General features: G+C 56.8%; 17 protein-coding genes. 5 read left to right on the top strand and 12 right to left on the bottom strand.

What is annotated here, in order from left to right:
* Positions 1-2 precede the first annotated feature (2 nt).
* The 4 genes from moaA to CFA77_RS08700 are packed head-to-tail and all read right to left on the bottom strand — an operon-like array spanning position 3 to position 2,573.
* Positions 3-1,046, bottom strand: coding sequence for a GTP 3',8-cyclase MoaA (moaA, locus tag CFA77_RS08715; protein ID WP_371822988.1), 1,044 nt, complete (start codon positions 1,044-1,046; stop codon positions 3-5).
* Between the two features lie 11 nt (positions 1,047-1,057).
* Entirely contained in the window at positions 1,058-1,504 is a 447-nt protein-coding gene (gene moaC, locus CFA77_RS08710; protein ID WP_367173563.1) for a cyclic pyranopterin monophosphate synthase MoaC, read from the bottom strand.
* A gap of 52 nt (positions 1,505-1,556) precedes the next feature.
* Positions 1,557-2,117 (bottom strand): molybdenum cofactor biosynthesis protein B, encoded by a 561-nt coding sequence (moaB, locus tag CFA77_RS08705; protein WP_206993119.1) that lies wholly within the window; start codon positions 2,115-2,117, stop codon positions 1,557-1,559.
* Positions 2,118-2,123: 6 nt separating this feature from the next.
* Positions 2,124-2,573, bottom strand: coding sequence for a molybdenum cofactor biosynthesis protein MoaE (locus CFA77_RS08700; protein WP_206993118.1), 450 nt, complete (start codon positions 2,571-2,573; stop codon positions 2,124-2,126).
* 94 nt (positions 2,574-2,667) lie between these two features.
* On the opposite strand from CFA77_RS08700, the gene CFA77_RS08695 reads away from it, so the two are divergent.
* Positions 2,668-3,423, top strand: a complete 756-nt coding sequence (locus tag CFA77_RS08695) for a sulfite exporter TauE/SafE family protein (RefSeq protein ID WP_206993117.1) — start codon at positions 2,668-2,670, stop codon at positions 3,421-3,423.
* 9 nt (positions 3,424-3,432) lie between these two features.
* The gene (locus CFA77_RS08690; RefSeq protein WP_206993116.1) at positions 3,433-4,623 is read left to right on the top strand and encodes a molybdopterin molybdotransferase MoeA; all 1,191 of its coding nucleotides are present in this window, start codon (positions 3,433-3,435) and stop codon (positions 4,621-4,623) included.
* Between the two features lie 30 nt (positions 4,624-4,653).
* Here the strand turns inward: CFA77_RS08690 and CFA77_RS08685 are convergent, their stop codons facing one another.
* The gene (locus CFA77_RS08685; RefSeq protein WP_206993115.1) at positions 4,654-5,268 is read right to left on the bottom strand and encodes a molybdenum cofactor guanylyltransferase; all 615 of its coding nucleotides are present in this window, start codon (positions 5,266-5,268) and stop codon (positions 4,654-4,656) included.
* Between the two features lie 330 nt (positions 5,269-5,598).
* On the opposite strand from CFA77_RS08685, the gene CFA77_RS08680 reads away from it, so the two are divergent.
* Genes CFA77_RS08680 through CFA77_RS08670 form a run of 3 tightly spaced genes read left to right on the top strand, consistent with a single transcriptional unit; the run spans position 5,599 to position 8,763 of the window.
* Positions 5,599-6,831 (top strand): hypothetical protein, encoded by a 1,233-nt coding sequence (locus tag CFA77_RS08680; RefSeq protein ID WP_206993114.1) that lies wholly within the window; start codon positions 5,599-5,601, stop codon positions 6,829-6,831.
* Positions 6,815-7,483 (top strand): ANTAR domain-containing response regulator, encoded by a 669-nt coding sequence (locus tag CFA77_RS08675; protein ID WP_242517532.1) that lies wholly within the window; start codon positions 6,815-6,817, stop codon positions 7,481-7,483. The genes CFA77_RS08680 and CFA77_RS08675 overlap by 17 nt, the downstream gene beginning before the upstream one ends.
* The gene (locus tag CFA77_RS08670) at positions 7,483-8,763 is read left to right on the top strand and encodes a CmpA/NrtA family ABC transporter substrate-binding protein (RefSeq protein WP_242517531.1); all 1,281 of its coding nucleotides are present in this window, start codon (positions 7,483-7,485) and stop codon (positions 8,761-8,763) included. Before CFA77_RS08675 ends, CFA77_RS08670 begins: the two co-directional genes overlap by 1 nt.
* Here the strand turns inward: CFA77_RS08670 and cobA are convergent.
* The 7 genes from cobA to CFA77_RS08635 form a co-directional block, all read right to left on the bottom strand.
* Positions 8,756-9,514 carry a uroporphyrinogen-III C-methyltransferase gene (cobA, locus tag CFA77_RS08665; protein ID WP_206993113.1) on the bottom strand — a complete coding sequence of 253 codons (759 nt, stop codon included), beginning with the start codon at positions 9,512-9,514 and terminating at the stop codon, positions 8,756-8,758. The genes CFA77_RS08670 and cobA overlap by 8 nt on opposite strands.
* A 4-nt stretch (positions 9,515-9,518) precedes the next feature.
* Positions 9,519-12,215 carry a nitrate reductase gene (locus CFA77_RS08660; protein WP_206993205.1) on the bottom strand — a complete coding sequence of 899 codons (2,697 nt, stop codon included), beginning with the start codon at positions 12,213-12,215 and terminating at the stop codon, positions 9,519-9,521.
* Between the two features lie 10 nt (positions 12,216-12,225).
* Entirely contained in the window at positions 12,226-12,543 is a 318-nt protein-coding gene (nirD, locus tag CFA77_RS08655; protein ID WP_349678450.1) for a nitrite reductase small subunit NirD, read from the bottom strand.
* A gap of 26 nt (positions 12,544-12,569) precedes the next feature.
* On the bottom strand, positions 12,570-15,008 hold the full coding sequence (gene nirB / locus CFA77_RS08650) for a nitrite reductase large subunit NirB (RefSeq protein ID WP_206993111.1): 2,439 nt from the start codon (positions 15,006-15,008) through the stop codon (positions 12,570-12,572).
* A gap of 50 nt (positions 15,009-15,058) precedes the next feature.
* Positions 15,059-16,771 (bottom strand): ABC transporter ATP-binding protein, encoded by a 1,713-nt coding sequence (locus CFA77_RS08645; RefSeq protein ID WP_206993110.1) that lies wholly within the window; start codon positions 16,769-16,771, stop codon positions 15,059-15,061.
* Positions 16,772-16,783: 12 nt separating this feature from the next.
* Positions 16,784-17,863: an ABC transporter permease gene (locus tag CFA77_RS08640; RefSeq protein ID WP_371822987.1), complete on the bottom strand. Its 1,080-nt coding sequence runs from the start codon at positions 17,861-17,863 to the stop codon at positions 16,784-16,786.
* A gap of 141 nt (positions 17,864-18,004) precedes the next feature.
* Complete coding sequence (locus CFA77_RS08635) at positions 18,005-19,303, bottom strand: CmpA/NrtA family ABC transporter substrate-binding protein (protein WP_366524056.1); 1,299 nt, start codon at positions 19,301-19,303, stop codon at positions 18,005-18,007.
* Positions 19,304-19,842 lie beyond the last annotated feature (539 nt).

Below are 19,842 nucleotides of genomic sequence, written 5' to 3'. Positions count from 1 at the left end.
GCCTAGCCTCCCGTAACAGACATAGTGCGTTGTGTGGCGGGCTGGTCTATGCGCTCTGCATCGAAATTATGGCGCTCAGGCTTTTGGCGCAATGCCTGATCCAATACGTCGTGGAACACTGATCCATCCGGCTCTGCACGCAGGGCACCGCGCAGATCTACCCCGGCCTCGTATCCAAGACAGGTATACAACATACCCGTGCAGGTAACGCGCACACGATTGCACGTCCCGCAGAAATTGTGGCTGAGCGGTGAAATGAATCCCAATCGGCCGCCTGTTTCGGCAATTCGTACGTACCGCGAAGGTCCACCAGTCGAATAGACCAACGGCTCCAGGCTCCAGCGCTTAGCCAACGTCTCACGTACTGTAAGAAGCGAAAGGTAGTGGTCTTCACGAGCGGCCACACCTTCGCCCAATGGCATGGTCTCAATCAGGGAGACATCAAAGGCCTGACGATGAGCCCATTCGACTATTTCGGGGATCTCGTCTTCGTTGATGTTTCGCAAGGCCACAGTGTTGATCTTGATCTTCAATCCGACATCACGGGCCTTCGCGATCCCCCGCATGACCGTCTCGAACTGGTCTTTCCTCGTGACCCTTTGAAACATCTTCGGCGACAGCGTGTCCAGAGACACATTGATGCGCTCAATACCCAGACGTTTCAAATCCGCTGCATAGTGTTCGAGGCGCGTCCCGTTCGTGGTCAAGGAAATCTCTTTCAGACCGGTCGTGCCGAGTCTGCGCGAAAGATGTTCCAGCAATTGCATGACATCTCGGCGCACAAGGGGCTCTCCACCCGTGATCCTCAGTTTCGTGATGCCTCGCGCGATAAACCCATCAACCAGCCTGGCCAATTCCTCAAAACTGAGAATGTCCGTCTTCGGCAGAAACCGCATACGCTCCGGCATGCAATAGGTGCATCGTAAGTCACACCGGTCCGTGACCGAGAGCCGAAGATAGCTGACCCGCCGCCCTGCCCCATCGATGAGCGCGGAACGCGGTGGTGCTTGGCCTGATGCGCCAACCTCCGCCTCACCGGGCCCGATAAGACGAACCTTCAAGCCGAATCCTCAGCCGGCGACGCGGAGTAGTCACCCGAACTGCCTCCGGTTTTACTCAGCAGTCGGATGGAATAGACCTCCATGTCCTTCTGCACAGCCTTCAGCATGTCGTAGAGCGTGAGACAAGCGACACTCACCGCCGTCAGTGCTTCCATTTCCACGCCCGTCCGGCCAGAAGTGCGCACCTCTGCCACCACTCGAAGGCCATTTTCATTGGGCGTAATATCGACATTCACCCGTGACAAGGGAAGCGGGTGACAGAGCGGGATCAATTCGGCGGTCCGTTTCGCGGCCATGATCCCCGCCAGAATGCCGGTCGTGATCGCATCCCCCTTTTTCGACGTTCCACCTAATGCGAGATCCCGCGTTGCGGCGGACATGCGAACTACGCCTTCAGCCATCGCGACCCGCGCGCTGACATCCTTCGCGGATACGTCGACCATCTGTGGTCGTCCCTGGGAATCAAGATGTGTCAGTCCCTCTCCGCTCATGACGTCATCTCTCTTTCAAGCGGGGCATCAGTTCGACCATGTTGCAGGGGGCGTGGCGACTGTCCAATTGCCACCGGATCACCTTGTCCCAGCCGTCCCGGCAAGCGCCATTCGACCCGGGCAGGCAGAAGATGAACGTGCCATTCGACACGCCAGCACAGGCGCGAGACTGTAATGTGGACAGGCCGACGCTCTGATAGCTCACCATGTGCCAGACGACGGCAAATCCTTCGATCTGCTTCTCGAACAACGGCATCAGAGCTTCCGGCGTGACGTCCCGGCCCGTCAACCCGGTTCCTCCCGTCGAGATCACGACGTCGATGTCCGACGCGTCGATCCACGTCCGGACTGTCGCGGAAATGATTTCCTTGTCGTCCGTGACCAGCGTCCGGGCTGCCAGTATATGACCTGCCTCTTCTACGCGCGCTGAGAGAATAGCACCTGACGTATCAGACGATTCATCGCGCGAATCCGAAACGGTCAGCAGGGCGATACGAACGGGCTTGAAGGCGCGCTCCATCACTATTTTGCCCCCGGGCGCTGGCAGTTCCGGCTTATCGGTCATACGGGATCAACTTTCTTTGTTCCACGCAGCTGCGGCCGCATGATCGCTCGATCTGGGCTCGATCCAGGTCTCTCCGTCGGGACCGATCTGCTTTTTCCAAAAGGGAGCACTTGTCTTCAGATAATCCATAAGAAAGTCGACAGCTTCGAAGGCAGGTTTCCTGTGTTTTGCCAGAACCGCTACCAGTACAATCGCTTCTGAAGGCAATATTCGACCAACACGATGAATTATCAGGCAGTCTAGCACATCGAACCGAGCCCGGGCCATTCGTTCGAACCGGGTGATCTCCGCTTCGGTCACGGCAGGATAATGCTGAAGTTCGAGCGCCGTGACGTTCCCATGCTCGCTTCGAACATACCCTTCGAAACTGGCCAGCGCCCCATAATCCGGAGAGCTCAGGCGATATGCCTGAAGTTCGGACTCTATGTCCAACGGAGCGCTTTGAATACGGATCACGCTGGAATTCCTCGAACAATCCTGACAACCCGGACAACCTAGCCCGGGATAGCCGCATGTTTACATCCCTTTTTTCAGGAGGCACCAAGATACGATGATCTGGCTTACGCTCGGCTTCGCGCTTGTGGCACTTCTCTATTCGAGCGTTGGGTTCGGCGGCGGCTCGACGTATACGGCCCTGCTGGTGATCTCGGGCGTGCCCGTAATGCTGGTGCCGATTGTCTCCCTCTGCTGCAACATCCTCGTGTCCAGCCTGGGGGCGGCGAAATGCTGGAAGGCTGGCCTGTATCCAAACTCTCGCGTCCTACCGATCCTGGCCATGTCTGTGCCGGCAGCCTTCCTGGGCGGACTGACACCTATCCCCGAACGCACACTCGTCCTGCTACTGGGCGGCGCCCTGCTTGCAGCGGGCATCCAACTGGCGTGGACAAGCTTCATGCGCACGTCCCCTGAGACATTGAGCACGTCGCGCCTGCCAAAACTCGCGGCCCCCTTAATAGGCGCAGGGATTGGCTATGTGTCAGGCCTTGTCGGGATTGGCGGCGGCATCTTTCTGGCACCGATCCTCCATCTCGTCAGATGGGCCCCTCCACGAACCATAGCTGCCTTGTCCAGTGCCTATATCGCGGCCAACTCTGTTGCCGCACTGGTCGGAAAGTCAATGTCATTGCAGACTGGCAGAATGACGATCGATCTCTGGGAATTCTGGCCCCTCCTCATCGCTGTCGCCTTCGGCAGCTGGCTGGGGCACAAACTCCTTCTCGGCATGTTCCCCGAGCGTTGGGTGAAAGCAATCACTGCACTGCTTGTGTTGATCGTGGCCTTCCGCCTTCTGACCAGTCATGTATAGACCGATCCCATGATTACCAGACAGGAAGCCTTGGCGCATATCGGCAGTGTGCCAGCCATCCAGGAAACGGAAACGCTTCCATTGGAGGAGTGTGTCGGTCGAATATTGGCGGAAGATGTGGCGGCGAGACTGACCCATCCGCCCGCGGCCATGTCTGCCATGGATGGCTACGCCGTGCGATTCGCAGAAGCGCTCAGCAATGGGCCTCTGGCATTGATTGGAGAGGCCGCCGCAGGCACGCCCTTTGATGGCATTGTCGCTCCCGGCCAATGTGTGCGGGTCTTCACCGGCTCGGTTATCCCGCGCGGATGTGACCATGTCATCATTCAGGAAGATGTCCGGCGGCAGGACACCACAGTCTGGATCAATGTGCCCCAGGTATCGCCGCGCAACATCCGGCAAGCGGGGGTCGATTTTCACGCAGGGCAAGTGCTTCTTGAAGCAGGTGCCCGGATCAGGCCAGCTCACCTCTCTATTTGTGCGGCCGCCAATCATGCATACATGATTGTGTATCGTCGCCCACGTGTGGCATTACTGACCAATGGCGACGAATTGAAACCTCCCGGCTCCGACCTGCAACCCGGACAGATCATATCCTCCAACGAATATGCACTGAAGGCGTTGATCCGCGACTGGGGAGCAGAGGCCATCAATCTCGGTACAGCAAGGGATGACCCATCCGATATCAGACGCCGCGTAGAAGACGCGGGTAACCCGGATGTCTTTGTCCCAATCGGCGGCGCGTCCGTGGGCGATCATGACCACATGAAGGATGTTTTCGGGCATCTCGGCTTTGACCCCATCTTCACCAAAATCGCCATAAAGCCCGGAAAGCCGACCTGGCATTCCAGACGAGATCATCAATACGTTCTGGGATTACCGGGGAACCCGGCCTCGGCTCTTGTTTGCGCCCATCTCTTTCTGAGGCCCCTGACGAATGCTCTTCAAGGCCAACCAGCCGACGCCCAATGGATGCAGGCGTCCCTCGTAGCGTCCTTACCGGCAAACGGAGCGCGAGAGGCCTTCCTGAGAGGGACGTTAGCCCACACCAAGAATGAGGCGCCCAGTATCACGCCCGCCAGCAACCAGGACAGTTCTCTGCTCACCCCCTTTATCGAGACGAACTTCCTTATTCATCGCCCATCTAACGCGCCGGCCCTGGCGGCTGGAGATATGGTGGAAGGTGTCTGGCTGGCCTGATCGATTGATCAAACCCGTCAGAGAGGCAGGCTAAGACCGTTCCAACAAGGCCGCTACAGCTTCAGCGCGCTGAATATCCTCCGGCGTATTTATATTCAGGAACGCCTCATCTTCGGCCTGAAACCGGACTTTGACTGCCCCAACATGATCGGCGATTGCGTGGAGCGCCAATTTGCCCTGCTTGACACAAGAGCGGACATCTGGCGCGAGCGCACATGACCAAAGGCCAAATGTCGGCTGTAGACGAAACTCCGTTTCGACCAGGGCGGCGCGTGCGTTACCGCGGCCAGTGGACAATTGTGCGAATAGGTCCACCGGGAAGAACGGGGCATCAATCGGAACAGTCAGCAGTAAGCTCTCTGGTCCTTTCTCTCGCAGACAATGCTCCAATGCTGCGAGAAGCCCCCCCGCCGGGCCGATAGGCTCACCGTTCGGCTGGAAATCTTGCACGAAAACCAGCCCCGGAACAGCCTCCGACCACTCCGGCGCGGTAGGACCCGTGACCACCATCTGGTCGACCATGGGGGTGATCCGGTGGGTGGCGCGCTTCCAGAGGGGACTTCCGGAAAATTCGATCAACGCTTTTTCAACGCCGCCGAGCCTGCGTCCTGCGCCTCCCGCGAACAGGCACCCCATGACCGTCATTCAAAGATCCTTTCCCCGTGACAGCAGCGTAAACCGCTACATCTTCCCGACCTGCCCAGAATGACTGAATTTCTGGCAGACCTCAATCATCCCGCCCAGAGACTGATCTGAATTGGCGGAAGTTTTTTGTCACTCCTTGATCCCGTTGCACAGTTCGGTGGCCCGGGGCAAAAACTAGCCAGCTTTGAATGGTCAAAGTCTTCGCGCCCGAAGCTGGGCGCAAATCTTCGGTGAAGAAGTTGAACCGTCCGGACGTTGGTTTCCGGGCTATTTTTCTTTCTGCTGGTCTACGCCTTTCACGGCGATGCCAGTTCAGACCGAGGACTGATCATGTCTGCAAAACCCAATTTCCGCGCGCTCATCGCGCCTGTCGTGTTGCTCTCCGTTGCACTCCCGTGTGCGGCCGAAGCCGACCAGACCACTTCCCGCTGGGAAACCGCACTGGCTGACACAAAGCCGATCTTCAATGCACGGCTTCGCTATGAGGGCGTCGAACAGGAAGGCCTGCCGGAGGATGCAAGCGCCCTCACCTATCGCTTCCGAGCCGGCTTCGAGACAGGCAAAATCTTCGACACCGCTCTCTTGGTCGAGTTCGATCACATCGACGACCTCATCGACGATTTCAATTCGACCATCAATGGAAAGACCGGCTATCCGGTCGTCGCGGATCCGAATGCAACGGAATTGAACCGATTTCAACTAACCAATACCTCATTGCCGGATACGATAATCACGCTGGGTCGCCAAAGGATCGGCCTGGATGACGCGCGTTTTGTGGGCAATGTCGGATGGCGCCAGAATGAGCAGACCTTCGATGGCGCAAGGGTTCAGAATTCCTCGTTGGGCGAGCTGAAGGTCGATTTTACCTATATCGCCCAGATCAACCGCATCTTTGGAGATGATTCCGCCGTGGGACGCTGGGATGGCGATTCCTATCTGCTGAACCTCAGTCACCCCACCCCGATCGGTACGCTGACTGGCTTTGCCTATCAGATTGACGTTGACAATGCTGGCGGCGTTTTCTCGTCCCAGACAGTCGGCGCCAGATTGGCGGGAAAGCAGGCCATCGGGACCGGAAAGCTCGGATACACAGTTTCCTACGCTAGCCAGTCCGACTATGGCTCCAGTTCCCTGGATTACTCGGCCGATTACTATCTCGTTGAAGGCACATATTCTGTTGAAGCAGTTACGCTCGGCGCCGGCATTGAAGTGCTCGGCGGCGACGATGCACGCGGATTTCAAACACCGCTGGCGACGCTTCACAAATTCCAGGGCTGGGCCGACAAGTTTTTGACCACTCCCACGACCGGTGTGGAAGATATTTATGCAAAGGCAGCGTATCAGGTTGGCGATGTCGGCCCGTTCAGTGGTGTGGCCTTGACTGCAGTCTATCATGATTTCAGCGCAGATGTCGGAGGGGCCGATTATGGCAGCGAACTCGATCTCGCGGCTTCTGCAAAATGGGACAAGATCGGTATCACCCTCAAATATGCGGATTACAGCGCAGATGACTTCGCCACAAACACCAGCAAGTTCTGGATCCAGTTTGACTTCGCCCTCTAAGGGTCAGGAAGTTGAAGCTGTTCCAGCTCAAGGCGCAGTCACTTCGGCTGCGCCTTTGAGCGTGCTGTTGATTGATGAAGATCCGGAACGGGCCCGGCAGGTTGAAGAGGGACTGATCGCCAATGCCGTGGTGCACACAGCCACGCAAACCCATGGACGGGTTCTCCTCGACCTGATCGTCCGGATCAGTCCGGATGTTATCATCATGGATTGCAATTCGCCGGATAGAGACACGATTGAAAGCCTGCGCCTGGTCGCTCAATCCAACCCCAAACCCATTGTGATGTTCGTGGAGGAAGAAGGTGGCGGCGGTATGCAGGAGGCAATTGAAGCCGGCGTCAGCGCCTATGTGATTGATGGCTTAACCCCCAAACGGGTCCAGCCCCTCATCGACACGGCCATTGCCCGCTTCCGTCACATGGATGGCCTGCGCAACGAACTGAAAAAAACCAAGGACGATCTCGCCGCTCGCAAAGTGATAGAGCGCGCGAAAGGCATGCTGATGCAGCATCATGGCATGACGGAGGACCAAGCCTTCTCCTCAATACGCACCATGTCCCAACAACAGGGCAAGCCCATCAAAGAGGTGGCTGAAAACATTTTGACCATTGTCGGCATGCTTGCCGGCAAGCATGCACCGGACAACATCTGATGGCACATTCTCTCACACTCGGATTTGCACAGCTCACAGATTGCGCCCCATTGGCGGTAGCCAAGGAGCGTGGTGCCTTCGCAGCGCATGGACTGGATGTGACCCTTAAACGGTTTGTTTCCTGGGCAGCCATGCGCGACGCGCTCGGCACCGGCGCGATTGATGGCGCCCACATGCTGTCACCCATGGTCGTTGCCTCGGCAGCCGGCATCGGTCCCTTCCCAGGTGAGTTCACGACAGCCTTCACGCTCAACCTCAATGGCAATGCGATCACCGTTTCAACCGCCTTGTTCGAAGCCATGGCGCAGATGGCACCGGAGACCATTTCTCGTCGTCCGCTCTCCGCCTACGCCCTCAAACGCGTGATAGACCAGCGCAAGGAAGATGGCAAAGCCGCGCTGACCTTTGCGCATGTGTATCCTCATTCGATGCATGCACTTGAATTGCGCTACTGGCTGGCCGCCGCCGGCATTGATCCGATGCGCGATCTCAACCTCGTGGTCGTGCCGCCATCCCTGATGGTTGACGCGCTCGCGGCCGGACAGATCGATGGCTATTGCGTCGGCGAGCCGTGGAACAATGCCGCTGTGGTTGCGGGTATTGGACGCACACTGATCACATCCGGAGAGATCTGGTCGAATGGCCCTGAAAAAGTTCTTGGAGTGCGTCAGGACTGGACCGAGCAGAACAAGGAATGGCATCTAAAGCTCATCGCCGCTTTGTCGGAGACTTGCGCCTGGCTGGATGACATGGACAACCGGTTAACCGCAGCCCAGATCATTTCGACCCCCGACTATGTGAATGCGCCCTTCGACGAAGTTGTAGGCTCACTCACGGGAAAGAACCGACAGACGGGTGGTGAACTCCGCATAGATATGCCCGATTTCAACGTCTTCCACCGCTACGCGGCTAACTTCCCCTGGCGGTCACACGCCAAGTGGATCCTGTCCCAGATGATCCGGTGGGGAGAAGCTCCAGACGATGTGGATGCGAGTGCTATCGCCAGGCTGGCTTTCCGACCTGACATCTACTGCGAGGCTGTCGAGCGACTGGGCATAGCTTGCCCCAGCGCCGATGAAAAAATGGAAGGTGCGCATCAACATGCCTGGCTACTGAGTGATGCAACAGAGCCCGTCGCCATGGGGGCAGACCAGTTCATGGATCGGCGCATATTCGATCCGACCAATATTGATGGCTACATTTCAGGCTTCACCATCAGAGACCAGAGAAGTCGGCTCGGCGCCCTCGACACGAGCCAAATCACCCATTTGGCTAAATAGTCATACCGTCAGCTGGAGCGGGAATAACTTCCACATTCTTCGCACTGAGCGGGTAACGAATGAAAAGTATGGCAGGGTTCCGGACTCTGTGTTGCCGCGCATCCAAAGCAAGACGGTCCAAGCGAGTTTCTACCCTGCGACAGTCCGGTTTTCCGACATTCTCCACCCATTCCGCCTGGAGTGACCCCGGCACACCTCGCGCCATCAAGGCGGTCTGAATGCGCCATGCCTGCGCTACGCTCATATAGAAAGCCACGCATATTCCGGGTTTCAATAAATTGGCCCAATCGGGTTCCTTGTCCTTGTTCGCAGAGCGACCTGTCGTCACGACAAAGCTCTGCAACTCGGCGCGCTCGGTCACTGGGATCGAGCATTCCGCCGCCGCCGCCAACGCCGCGGTCACACCCGGAACGATTTCAATTTCGGCGCCAAGTTCAACAGCCACCGCAATTTCCTCAGAGGCTCGGCCGAATATCATGGGATCGCCAGACTTCAGACGTGCAACATGGCGTCCTGCCAGCAAGGCGCCACGCAACATGCTGTTGATGTCAGTCTGCTGACGCCCACCATCCGTACATTTTTTTCCAACATATTGCAGGGTGGCTGCGGGGCTTGCGAGTTCCAGCACATCAGCCTCGACCAATCGGTCATGAAAAACAATATCTGCCTCACCGATCCGGCGCGCGGCACGTATTGTCAGGAGATCCGATGCGCCCGGACCACAGCCGATCAAAGTCAATTTTCCAAGCATGTGCCTACTCCGCAGCCAACGTGTGTGGGGATGTTTCTTCCGGCTTCAACTTTTCCAGAAAGGCACGAATTTCAGGTTTGCATGACCCGCAATTGGTACCCGCGCCCGTAGCGGCCCCGACTCCCTCAACACTCCTGCTCCCGGCCTGGATCGCCTCGCCAATTGCCACGCTGCCAACACCCAGACAGGAACAGATAAGCCGGCCGGACGATTTCCCGCTTGGAGGACGTCCCGCCAACAGGCCCAGCCTCGTTGTCTCGTCCATGTCGACGGCAAGCAAGCCAGCGAGCCAGCCACGATCCGCGCTCACAGGTCCGGACGTTGACGCGATCAAGCATATGTCGAGGGAGTCATCTTGAAAGGACGCGCGAGCGATTTGACCGTTTGCGCGGATCATCTGGACCGCCAAGATGTCCGGACATAATTGTTCTGCCCATTCTTGCAGTTTTCCGCACCCAGCCAATTCATATCGCCATCCCCCACTCGCGCGCGCAGAGGCCCAATAGTCCAGCTTTCCCAGAACCTGGCCCGGTAGCTCTGTTCTGCAAACCACGAATGCAAACCAATCCGGCCGTAGAGGTGCTAGGGACACGACAGAATGTTTCGACTCGGGTTGTCCCGACACGGGGTCTACATTTGGCGCAACCAGGCAGTCCACGCGGCCGCCTGAACTGTACCGAGCCGTCCAGTGCATCGGGGCGAATACAGTTCCGGGCTGAACCCGGTCCGTCACCAGAACCCGCAGGGCTACACGCCCATACTCGTTCTTTACCTCCGCAAGCCCCGCTGGATGCAAGCCCAGCCTGTCAGCATCTTCAGGGCAAATTTCGAGGAATGGTTCTGCGGTGTGGGCGGATAGACGCGGCGATTTTCCTGTCCGTGTCAGCGTGTGCCAATGATCCCGCACACGGCCCGTGTTCAATACATAAGGACGTTTCTTGCTCGGTTGCGACAGGGCTGGCAGGAACGGCGTCGCAACAAATCTGGCGCGGTGATCGTCCGTGAAAAACTCGCCGTCGGAAAAGAAGCGATGATTGAGGGCCGCCAAATTGCCAGAGCGAGGGGTATCTTCTGCCAGCGGCCACTGGAACGGCACAAGTTCATCATATGCCTTCTCGTCAATATTGGCATGGGCCCCGATATTGAAATCACGTGTTCCATCATTCTCGAACGCAGATAGCGCAGCATACTCCTGATAGATTTCGGCGGCTGACGTAAAGTCAAACCCGTTGAACCCCATGCGGCGCGCCACTTCGCAAATCGCCCACCAATCATGTCGCGTTTCGCCGGGAGCTCTCAGAAAGCTCCGTTGACGGGAGATCCGGCGTTCGGAATTGGTGACCGTACCTGACTTCTCCCCCCAGCCCGTGGCCGGGAGCACAATGTCAGCCAGCTTGGCTGTATCAGACCGCCCGGTGACGTCCGACACAATAACCAGGGGGCACGCCTTAATGGCAGCTCGAACGCGATCAGCATTCGGCAGCGAGACGACGGGATTGGTTGCCATGATCCAGAGTGCTTTGATCTTTCCCTCATGCACAGCCTCGAACAGGTCGACCGCTTTCAGACCAGGTTGTGTGGCCATATTCGGCGCCTGCCAGAAACGCTGCACCCGGTCGACATCCTTCGGTGCAAAATCCATGTGCGCGACCAATTGGTTCGCGAGACCGCCAACTTCGCGCCCCCCCATGGCATTGGGCTGGCCCGTCACGGAAAATGGCCCGCATCCGGGCTTCCCGATACGTCCCGTGACCAAGTGGCAATTAATTATCGCATTGACCTTGTCTGAACCTGCCGAGGATTGATTCACACCCTGAGAATAGATGGTTACCGTCGCGGGCGTCTGCTCCACCCACTGAAAGAAGGTCCGCAAGTCAGATTTTGGCAGCGCTGTGGCTATGGAAAGTTCGGCCAGTCCGAGGGGCCCTGAAGCATCCAGCGCTGCGTCCAGCCCCTTGGTGTGCGCATTAACGAACGACGTATCATGAGCGTCGCTCGCAGCAAGGTGAGCAAAGAGCGCATTGAACAACAGAACATCTGCTCCCGGACGGATCGGAAGATGAAGGTCAGCTGCATCGGTGGTGGCCGTCTTGCGGGGATCGATAATGACGAGGCGCGTGCCACGCTTTTCCCTTGCCGCCAAGATCCGATTGTGAAGCACGGGGTGGCACCAGGCCAGGTTACTGCCCACCATCACAACAAGGTCAGCCCGTTCCAGGTCCTCATAACAGCCGGGAACCGTATCCGAACCGAACGCGCGCTTGTGACCGGCCACGGAAGACGCCATGCAAAGTCGCGAATTCGTGTCGATATTCGCCGACCCTACAAAGCCTTTCATGAGCTTGTTGGCGACATAATAGTCTTCTGTCAGAATCTGTCCGGAGACATAGAGCGCGACACTATCGGGCCCATGGGTAGCAATCGCCTCTGAAAATCCGTTGCCGATTTTGTCCAGAGCAAAATCCCAACTCGCCCTCTCTCCAGAAATGGTTGGAAACAGCTGGCGTTCGTCCAGATCCAGCGTCTCCCCCAACGCAGATCCTTTCGAGCAAAGTCGGCCAAAATTCGCCGGATGATCGGGATTCCCGCGCACTGTGGCGGCTTCCCCACCTTCGTCAGGTTTGACCAGAACGCCACAGCCCACACCGCAGTAAGGGCATGTTGTGGAGACTTCTTCTGCTGTCGGGCGCATACGGTCCATTGGGGGGGGGTCAGCCGGATTGAAGGCCGATGTAAACTCGGCCACCTTCCCGAATTTCGATTGGGTAGGTGCGCACGCAACCGGTGTCGGCGCCGCGCGCCCTGCCCGTCTCCAGATCAATCACCATCGCGTGCAGGGGACATGAGACCGCAGTATCATGTACGATCCCTTCGCTGAGTGGCCCCCCCTTATGCGGGCAGACATTCTGGATCGCGAACACGGTGTTCGCTGCGGTCCGAAACACGGCCACTTCTTCAGCATCGAGCGTTACCCGCCGAGACCCCCGGAGGGGAATATCGTCAACCCCACACAACTCGGCCCATGACATAATGGCGGTCTGAGTACTCATTCGATCTATCCCACCGGTTCGAGTTTTTTGAATTCGTGCGCATCAGCCCCGCCTGTAGCCCGCTCTGCCCAGGGATCGATTTGAGCGAAACGCTGGGAGTATGCGAAGCGCTCGACCAAATTTGCCCGGTTTTCAGCGTCTTCGACAATTTGCGCCTGAACCCGGTCGATGCCGACCCGCGCGGCCCATTTGTAGATGCGCTCAAGATAGAAGCCCTGCTCGCGATAGAGCTGGAGCACGGCCGTACACATTTCGATCGCCTCTGCTTCGTCGGTGACCTTTGTCAGCAATTCCGTAGCCTTGACCTCCATACCGGCCGCGCCGGCGAAGTGAATTTCGTATCCACTGTCAACGCAAACTACACCAATATCCTTGCAAGTGGCTTCCGCACAGTTTCGAGGGCATCCGGAAACAGCCAGCTTCACTTTGTGGGGGGTCCACGATCCCCACATGAGCTTTTCAAGCTTGATCCCAAGGCCGGTCGAATCCTGCGTTCCGACCCGGCACCAGTCGGTTCCGACGCATGTTTTCACCGTGCGCAGGGATTTTCCGTATGCATGGCCGGAGACCATGCCCGCCGCATTCAGATCTGCCCATACAGCTGGGAGGTCTTCTTTCTTCACGCCCAACATGTCGATGCGCTGCCCGCCTGTATATTTCACCGTAGGAATATCGAACTTGTCCACAACGTCTGCGATCGCTCGCAACTCACTTGCTGTGGTCACGCCGCCCCAAGTGCGAGGTACGACAGAATAAGTCCCGTCTTTCTGAATATTGGCGTGGACGCGCTCATTGATGAAGCGAGACTGATTATCGTCGACATACTCGCCTGGCCATGCTGCCAAAAGATAGAAGTTGAGCGCTGGTCGGCACTTGGCGCACCCACAAGATGTTTTCCAGCCCAGCTCCTGCATGATGGCAGGAATGGATCTCAAGTCCTGAGAGGCAATCAAACGCCGCACATCATCATGGCCTAGATCCGTGCACTGGCAAACCGTGCGCTTAGCGGAAGCCGTGAACGCATTTCCCAACTTGAAGGCTAGCAGACTTTCCACCAGACCCGTGCACGTTCCGCATGATGACGACGCCTTGGTACAAGCTCTTACGCCATCCAGGTCGGCAAGCCCGTTCTCGTCGATAGCCGAAAGGATCTGTCCCTTGGAAACGCCGTTACAACCACAGATCTCTGCCTCATCCGGCAAGGCTGCAACGGCCGCCATAGGGTCCAGGGGAGTCCCTCCGGCATAGGATTGGCCAAATATGAGCGTGTCGCGTTCATCCTCCTCTATGAATTCCGCCTTTTTTATCTTGTCGAAAAACCATGCTCCATCGGATGTTTCTCCATATAGAACAGCCCCGATCAGTCGCCCTTCTTCGAGGATCAGGCGCTTGTAGATACCGCGCCCAGGATCTCGGTACACAATTTCGTCGCGATTATCTCCTTCAGCAAAATCTCCTGCGGAATACAAATCTACCCCAGTGACCTTCAGCTTTGTTGCGGTCTCAGAATGGGAGAATTCCGTTTTCCCCTGTCCCGTCATTACTTTTGCGCAAATCTGCGCCTGTTCGAACAAGGGGGCGACAAGCCCATAGCAATTTCCATCGAACTCGACGCATTCTCCAACGGAATAGATGTTCGGGTCGGACGTTTGCATCACGCCATTGACCTTGATGCCCCGGCCGACTTCCAGACCGGCAAGCTTGCCAATCTCGATATTTGGCCGAATTCCAACCGCCATGACGACGAGGCTGGCAGGAATCTCCGTTCCGTCTGCCAGTCGTACTCCGTCAACCTTGCCGTCCCCATAGATCTCCTTGGTATTCGCCCCTGTCAGGATCGTAATGCCCCTATTGGCGAGTTCCTTTTCCAGGAGATACCCTGCGGACGGATCCAGTTGGCGTTCCATCAATGTCGGCGCGAGGTGAATAACCGTGACGTCCATTCCTCTCAGACGCAGACCGGCGGCAGCCTCCAGCCCAAGGAGGCCGCCGCCGATCACCACCGCCCTTGAAGCCGGCTGGCAAGCCTCAATCATCGTGTGGGTGTCGTCCAGGTCGCGGTACGCGATAACACCAGGCAGGTCGTGACCGGGTAATGGAATGATAAACGGATTTGATCCAGTCGCGATGACAAGTCGATCATACGGGACATCGCCTTTTTCACCGATGACGACTTTCCGTTTCCGATCCACTTCCAGAACCTTTTCGCCGAACCGGCAATTAACTCTATGCCCAGCATACCAGTCATCGGCATGAGTGACGATTTCCTGATAGGTCTTTTCGCCCGAGAGGACGGGAGACAGCATGATCCGGTTATAGGTTCCGCGTGGCTCCGCATTGAACAACGTAACGCTAAAGCGGTCCGGTGCGGCCTGTACGAGGTTTTCCAGCAACCGTCCGGCTGCCATCCCCGCACCAATAATCACAAGTTTTTCCTGGGGCATGTTTTATTCCCCCTCAGTCACTATTTGTTTGAAGACGGACGATCTGAACATTACGCCGCCTCCGTCTCTGACTCAGGCTTTGATTCCGAATCTGATTTGGAGCTGTGAGCGCCCTTCTCATACTCTTCGAGGAAACTCAGAACCTGTTCGCGGTAGTGGTAATAGTCCGGATGTTCGAGCAAAGCCTTGCGCGTGCGGGGGCGCGGTATATCAACTTCCATGACCTTCCCGATCCGCGCATTCGGTCCATTGGTCATCATGATGACCCGGTCCGCAAGCAGGATGGCTTCATCCACATCATGCGTCACACACGCGGCTGTAACCTGTGTGCGCTGCCACACTTCCATGAGCACTTCCTGAAGCTCCCAGCGCGTCAGGCTATCAAGCATCCCGAAAGGTTCATCCAGTAACAACAATTTGGGCGAAAGAGCGAAAGCGCGAGCAATGCCAACACGCTGTCTCATCCCGTTCGAGAGATCCGCCCCCAGCTTGTCCATGGCTTCGCCCAGGTCAACCTTGTGCAGGTAGTATTCCACCACCTGCTCGCGCTCTTCGCGAGTTGCATCTGGGTAAACACGGTCCACGCCTACGGCGACGTTCTGCTTTGCTGTCAGCCAGGGAAACAGAGAGGGAGCCTGAAAAACCACGGCCCGATCCGGGCCGGCCGCCGCAACTTCCCGATTGTCCAGAATGATCCCGCCACGGCTGACCTCGTTCAGACCGGCCGTCATCGTCAGGACAGTGGACTTGCCACACCCCGAATGACCAATAATCGAAACAAACTCACCCTTCCTCACCTTGATATCGAACCCGTCGACCACGGTGAGTGGCCCCTTGGGTGTAGGATAAACTTTGCTCACCTGGGAATATTCAAGAAAGCGATCATTGTTGAAGCCTGAGGTTTCAGATGCCTCACGGTATGCTTTTGGCTTGCCCAATGTGATTGGGGTCACCTCCGGCAAGGGTGGCTCGACTTGGGCCCGCTTCTTTGCAATTCCGACATCCATCAAATAGGCGGTAACGTCGCGGCGAAGCGTCTTGAACGTCTCGTCATGATTCATGGCGGTGCGATCTCGCGGGCGCGGCAAATCTACTTTGAATGATGGTCCGAAGGTCGCGTTCGGTCCCGGGTTCAGAGGTATGATACGATCCGCCAGAAGCAGGGCTTCATCCACATCATTTGTGATGAGGACGACCGTCTTCCGGTCCTGTTCCCAGATGGAGGTGATCTCATCCTGAAGGTTAGCCCGTGTAAGTGCATCAAGGGCCGACAGAGGCTCGTCCAGCAGCAGGACTTCCGGATCCATGGCGAGCGACCGGGCGACCGCCACTCTCTGGCGCATACCGCCTGAAAGCTCTGCCGGGCGCCGGTCGACGGCATGGCTGAGGCTGACCATGTCGATGTACTTTTGCGCCCGTGCATTGCGCTCTGCTTTGCTTTCCTTTCCGAACACCGCATCAACAGCCAGGAGAATGTTCTCCTTCACAGTCATCCACGGCATCAGCGAATAGCTCTGGAAGCAGACGGCCCGGTCCGGTGCAGGTCCTTCAACAGTTTCTCCCCGAAAAGTTACTTCACCCCTGTTCGGAAATTCGAGACCAGCCATGAGACTGATAAGGGTTGATTTTCCAGACCCGGAGAACCCGACAATCGCGACGAACTCCCCTTCTTCCACAGCCAGATCAATGTCATGGAGGACATCTACGCGATCAGAATCGTCACCAAACCATTTCGACACATTCTTCAGATCAAGGATCGACATATTCTCTTTCCTCTATCGCGTGCTGGTATGCGTGAACATGGTCTGCAAGGCGTACATGACCCGGTCGAGCAGGAAGCCGATAATCCCGATCGTCAGAACTGCGACAATGATCTTGGCCAGTGATTGCGACGACCCATTCTGGAATTCATCCCACACAAATTTTCCTAATCCCGGATTCTGCGCAAGCATCTCCGCTGCAATCAAAACCATCCAGCCAACACCCAGGGACAGGCGCATACCTGTAAAGATAAGCGGCAACGCAGATGGCAGGATGAGCTTTGTGATTTGGGTGTGTGGCTTCAGTTTCAAAACTTTGCCCACATTGACGAGATCCTTGTCTACAGATGCCACGCCAAGCGCCGTGTTGATCAATGTGGGCCACAGGGAACACAGGGTCACCGTGATTGCCGACGTCAGAAAAGACTTCGAAATCCCAGAATCTGTCGCAACGGTCGCAGAGACAATCATGGTGACAATGGGGAGCCAGGCCAGCGGCGACACCGGTTTGAATATCTGGATCAGAGGATTGAACGCCGCATTCATGGTCGACGACATGCCCATCACGATGCCAAGGGGAGCCGCGATCACCACGGCCAGAAAAAAGCCGAAAAAGACCGTCTGAAGGCTTGTCCATATCTGCTGGTAAAAAGTCTGTTTGCCCGTATAGGAAACGCGGGACACATCGCCTTCACGCCCGGCCGCGATCAGGGCGTCATTGCGTGCAGCCTGACGCTCATAGAATTGTCCGGCTTTCTGCTTTTCCTGCAGATGATCCTTGTGAAGCACCACCGCCTGCTCCCAAACCTGGGCTGGCCCGGGGATCGCACCAAGCGATGTCTTGACCTGGGGCGCCAGAACAGCCCACGCCGCCAGAAAGGTCAGAATAGCAACGATCGGCACGACAAGCCGCTGGCCCAATAATGGCAGGTTTCGCTTGGGACTGTCACCTGCGGCCATCATGAGCAGCGGCGTCACCCAGGACAATGCAAACACATCAAGAAACTTCGAAGCCTTGTTAATGCCCGAGAATACTTTTTCCTGACGTTCGCTCTTTGAGTCTGCGCTCTCCTTTTCGGAGACTTCGCGGGTGATCTCGGAAGGGCTCGCAACGACCTGCTCATCGACAGATGCGTCAACCTTGTTGAAAACAATACTTCCCATCTTATTGACTCCGATGGTTGGAAAATTTGAGAACATGGGCCGGCAATCTGGTGGCCCGCTCTAGCCCGCTGGTCATTCGATGACTTCGCCCGCAGCAACGGTCTGGCTGGTCTTCAGCCCTATCGTCAGACTTTCAAGGTACGCATTCGGCTGGCGTCCGTCATAAGAGACGCCATCAATGAAGTCTGATGTGACTGGCTTGTAACCATCTGTTTCCCAGGGGAAATCAGCAGCGTCCGCCAAGCCATCATCAACCAGGGACTGGGCGGCCTCGAGATATATGTCCGGCCTGTAAACTTCGCGCGCCGTCGCGTCGTACCACGCATCATCTTTGCTGTCGGAGATCTGACCCCACCGCCGCATCTGGCTAAGATACCAGACCGCATCCGAATAGTATGGGTACGTTGCATTATAGCGGAAGAAGACATTGAAGTCTGGTACCTCACGCTTGTCGCCACGCTCATATTCGAACGTGCCCGTCATCGAATTGGCGATCACATCCGCGTCCGCGCCGACATATTCGGAACGCGCCAGAATTTCCACCGCTTCAGCCCGGTTCGCGTTGTCATTTTCGTCCAGCCACATAGCTGCCCGGATAAGGGCGCGTGTAACTGCCTTCGTCGTCACTGGATTTTCTTCCGCGAATTCAGCGGTAATGCCGAAGACTTTTTCCGGATTGTCTTTCCAGATTTCGTAATCCGTGATGACCGGCACGCCGATCCCCTTGAAGACTGCTTGCTGGTTCCATGGTTCACCCACGCAGTATCCGTAAATCGTGCCGGCTTCGAGCGTTGCGGGCATTTGAGGTGGGGGTGTGACAGACAAGAGGGCGTCGGCCTGAATCTGGCCCGACACATCATCGGGCGAATAAAAGCCCGGGTGGATGCCCCCCGAAGCCAGCCAGTAGCGCAGCTCGTAATTGTGCGTAGAGACTGGGAACACCATGCCCATGTTGAACGGCTTGCCATCAGCGGCATATTCCTCGACCACAGGTTTCAGAGCGCTGGCGCTGATGGGATGCATCGGGCGCCCGTCTTCCATGCTCGGAATATTGGGACGCATCTTTTCCCAGACTTCGTTTGAGACAGTAATACCGTTGCCGTTCAGATCCATGGAGAACGGCGTGACGATATGGGCTTTTGTGCCGTAGCCGATGGTCGCCGCCAGTGGCTGGCCCGCCAGCATGTGCGCGCCCGACAACTCGCCGTCGATGACCCTATCCAGCAGGACCTTCCAGTTTGCTTGCGGCTCAAGTGTTACATACAGCCCCTCATCTTCAAAAAAGCCCTTCTCATAGGCAATCGCCAACGGGGCCATGTCGGTAAGCTTGATGAAGCCGAAGGTAAGCTCCGTTTTCTCAAGCCCTTCCATCGGGATAACCAAGGCTGTCGACTCGGATGAACTGGGGGAACTTGACGGAGCATCTGTACTCGGACCACCACAGGCAGCGAGCAAACAGGCAAGGAGCGCGGCGGATCCGGCGAACACGCCGCGCTGGGGAGAGGAAAGAATAGTGTCTGAATATGAGATCATGATGAAGGTCCGCGATGGTTTGCCCAGCCCAAACGGCTCGGGCTTGATAACTTTGAGGAACAGAACCGGCGCAGCTTGGCCGGTCGCTCTACACTCGAAAGTCCATCGGCGGACGTCGAAATGACCTATGACGGCATCGTCATGCCTATTACCGATCAGAGACGAAGATGGAAGACAAGCGGATAGTGCAAAACAATAGAGAACTAATGCTTGGCGCCCTTCGCTTGCACAACAATCAGTCACACCGATCCAATTTACAGGCGAGAATGTGCCCGCGTTGCACCCAGTCCCCGACTGTCCATTTGTATTCGCCTCATTGCGTTTGCTTCTCTTTTTTATCGATTGCGTCGAGAAGACATTCAATAAGCCACCTCCCT

Origin of the sequence: Hyphomonas sp. KY3 (genome assembly GCF_017309975.1) — a bacterium.
Taxonomy (GTDB): domain Bacteria; phylum Pseudomonadota; class Alphaproteobacteria; order Caulobacterales; family Hyphomonadaceae; genus Hyphomonas.
The sequence above is the reverse complement of the archived record's forward strand: the minus strand, read 5'-3'. Positions and strand labels throughout refer to the sequence as shown.